This is a genomic window from Chitinivorax tropicus (genome assembly GCF_014202905.1).
Taxonomy (GTDB): Bacteria; Pseudomonadota; Gammaproteobacteria; order Burkholderiales; family SCOH01; genus Chitinivorax; species Chitinivorax tropicus.
Genome location: NZ_JACHHY010000059.1, coordinates 1 through 3,332, shown reverse-complemented (window position 1 = coordinate 3,332; position 3,332 = coordinate 1). Strand labels below are relative to the sequence as shown.

3 protein-coding genes are annotated in these 3,332 nt (G+C 59.1%); all 3 read left to right on the top strand.

The window, feature by feature from the left end:
• On the top strand, positions 1–1,578 hold a 1,578-nt coding region (locus HNQ59_RS19150; protein ID WP_184041990.1), incomplete at its 5' end, for a LysM peptidoglycan-binding domain-containing protein.
• 167 nt (positions 1,579–1,745) lie between these two features.
• Positions 1,746–2,738 (top strand): hypothetical protein, encoded by a 993-nt coding sequence (locus HNQ59_RS19770; RefSeq protein WP_246491088.1) that lies wholly within the window; start codon positions 1,746–1,748, stop codon positions 2,736–2,738.
• Between the two features lie 10 nt (positions 2,739–2,748).
• Complete coding sequence (locus tag HNQ59_RS19140; protein ID WP_184041989.1) at positions 2,749–3,207, top strand: hypothetical protein; 459 nt, start codon at positions 2,749–2,751, stop codon at positions 3,205–3,207.
• Positions 3,208–3,332 lie beyond the last annotated feature (125 nt).

Genomic DNA, 3,332 nt, shown 5'->3' with positions numbered 1-3,332 from the left:
CCGATCAACGAACAATACCCCGGCAACGCACCGGGCAGCTACACCGTGCGCGGCAGCAGCGAAACCCTGCGCAGCGTCGCCCACAGCCTGTGGGGAGATGACGCCATGTGGTACCTGTTGGCAGACGCCAACGGCTTGCGAGGCAGCGAAACCCTGACCCCAGGGCAAAACTTGGTGATTCCCAACAAAGTCACCAACATCCACAACAACAGCAATACCTTCAGGCCCTACAACCCCGGCGAAGCCATGGGCCGGATCGATCCGACCATGCCCAAGCCGCCAACCAATGACAATGGCTGCGGCACGGCAGGTATGATCCTGATGATCGTGGTGGCGGTGGTGGCAACCATTGTGACCGCCGGGGCGGCGGCCATGGCGATGGGGGCCATCTCGTCAACGGCGGGGGCGGGTCTGATGGCTACCGGCACTGCCGCCTTGATGGGGGGCGGGGGCCTGGTCGCTGTGGGCGGCATGGCTGCTGCCATCGGCACCACCGCCGTCGGTATCGGGGCGGCAATGGTAGGCGCCGCCGTCGGCTCTGCCGCCAGCCAACTGGTAGGCATGGCCACCGGCAACGTCGACAAATTCAGCTGGACGCAGGTCGGCATCGCCGCCCTATCAGCCGGGGTGACCGCTGGCGTGGGTTCGGCCCTGGGCCCCGCCCTGCAGAGCGTCGCGCAAGGGTTCAACTTCAGCGCCACCACCAGCCACGCCCTAGCGGCTGGCGCCAACGCCATGATCGGCAACGTCATCACCCAACAAGCCATGCGCGCTGCCGGCTGGCAAGATGGCTTCAAGTGGAACCAAGTGGCGGCAGCCGGGGCCGGGGCGGCGGTCGGCAGCGTAGTGGGCGACGCCATTGGCCAGCTGCAATATTCCGGACAAGGCAACAGCCCGGCTTGGTCGAGCGTCCAGCAGCAACTGGCCAGCGGCCAGGGTGAGCAGAGTTTCATCCACGGCTTCACCCGCCAGCTGGCACGCAACTTCGCCAGCGGCGCGGTCTCGACGCAGCTCACCACCCATCACTACCGGGACTACCAGCGCGGTATGCTGGCCAATGCCTTTGGTGATGCCTTTGCCAATGCGGGCGTGAATAACGACATCGCCACCCGCACTGAAGCCGCAGCCGCCAGCCGCGCCCAGCAGCTGGCCGGGGCCACTCTGAATCCCCCGCGCCAGAACCCGTTCAGGGCCCGCGATGGGCTGGCTATCGACCCACTGCCTCGCAACGACGTAAGCTACTACCAAGACCAGATGGCGGGTGGCAAACTGCCGCTGACGGTGGGCCGTTACCGGGTTGAGCCCGGTGAAAGCTACTACAGCATCGCCCAGCAGCACTATGACGACGGCAATATATGGCCGGCCATCCTGGCGGCCAACCCGTCACTGGCCAGCCAGCCGGATCACCTGCGTAGCGGCACCTATCTGGACCTGCCAAGCTATGCCAAGCCGCCCACCAGGCAGCCGGCGAATGGGGCCAGATCAAGGCGGCACAGGCGGCAGCACGGGCCAGTGCAAGCATCGCAGCCCAAGCGGCCCAGCAGGCAACAGATCGCATCACCCTGGGCGCAGAACTGAACTTCACCCTGGCAGCAGAAACAGCGGAAACCAGCCCGCATGCCCGAGCCATGCCCCAACCGACACGGGTCAGCGATGCGGGACTGGTGGCCGAGGCCCTCTTTGGCACCGCGCAGTTTGCACTGAACCGCACCTACACCAGCGATGAAATAGCGGCCCGCACACACATGTGGCAAACCGCACAAGGCGTGACCGCCCTGGCCCTGGCTGGTACGGCATCGAGCCTGTACGGCCCAATGGCATTGGAACTGGGCGGTGCGGCGGCCCTCAGCGGCGGGGCATACGCAGCAAACGTAGCCCGTGCAGGCTGGGCTGGCGCAGCAGGCGTGGCGAAAGACTTCTGGCAACTGGGTGCAATAGGCGGCTATTACGCGAACGCCAACGGCCTGAACAACCTGGGCACCTTCCTGACAGAAACGGTGCTGGGCTGGGACACGGTGGCACCGAGTGCGGCAGTGAACCTGCCTGCCAAGCAGATGGCCGGAACCTTGTCCAGCGGTAGCCGAGGCCATTATCCTGGCTGGGTCAAACATCAGTCCGGCTCGACCACACTCGAGTTCTTGACGTTGGGGGTGGTGCGTGGCGAGGCTGAGGGTACCGGGTTAAAATACCGGCCTGTGACGTTGTCGCCGAGTCAGCGGATTGGGTGGGGGATTCTAGACAGAGCTGTTGTGGGTGGCAATGTGGAAGGAGTGGCGCAGATAGGTGTTCCAGCAAGTCGCGCGTCAAACCCGCTCAGCCCTATCCAAGAGTACGACATTTTTGGTAATGAGATTCTTTATCGAACTATGAAGGAATCGCACTACAGGACATTGGTTCGAGACAACATACTTACAGGTACTGGTGAAACTTCATTGGCACCGCTTGAAGCGTTTTCCGCAAATTATGATGGTGCATTGGTTCGGTTGACAGTCAAGCCAGGTACGTCAGCGAAGCTTCAAGAGATTGGCATCGCGGCTAATGAACCCGCTGCTGCCCAATTCCCTGAAATGTCCACCAAAACTGGGCCATGGAATCAAACCAACGCTCGATTCAAGGTTGAGGCTACTGGTGATATGAGCATTAACAATGGTGTCGGAATCATGAATACTCAGATCGGAAAGGGTGCAGCACTGAACATTTTCAACTCAAATCTACTTGATTTTGAGCGTTTGAATTAAAGGATGCACTATGCATACTATATGTAACGAAGAAAAAATAGTTTACGAACTTGCGAAATATCTCGTAGCACATCCAGAGCAAGTGGCCATGACCCAAGCGCTGACGTTGAATGTGGCTAAACCGCATATGGGGCTACTTGGCTCTGAAGGCCTCTACGGGTCAAAAGAATGGTGGCAAAGCATTAAAGACGGACGTATTGAAGTTCGTACTTTCAAAGGCACTATCCAGCGCTTGTATGTTGCTGGCCAAGATGCAGACGAGGATGAAGGCAAAGATTTTGAGTATCTTTGTGAGGATGGGCGAGTTAGAACTGAGAGCTGTGTTGCTAACTATAATGCAGATTTGGAACTGTATCGAGAGGGTGCAGTAGTTACGCTGGTTTATGCTTTGGACAAGCTAAAGAAGCAGCCAGCAAGGAATGGTGGGATAAATTTTGCAGAGATCCTACTGGAGGTAGCAATTTCCTAGCTTGGTATATCAACTGGCCCGCAGCTTGAGCCTGACCTTTCCCCGTTAGGTATCCCAGTCTTTAATTAGCAACCTGGGTCCTCTGTTGGTGGTACTTCTGCCGGAATTCTTCCGGCGTTAAATAT

What these genes read in the sequence shown, in the direction of transcription:
- HNQ59_RS19770 (WP_246491088.1), top strand. Translation starts at nt 1,746, where the DNA reads ATGTGGCAAACCGCACAAGGCGTGACCGCCCTGGCCCTGGCTGGTACG.
- HNQ59_RS19140 (WP_184041989.1), top strand. Translation starts at nt 2,749, where the DNA reads ATGCATACTATATGTAACGAAGAAAAAATAGTTTACGAACTTGCGAAA.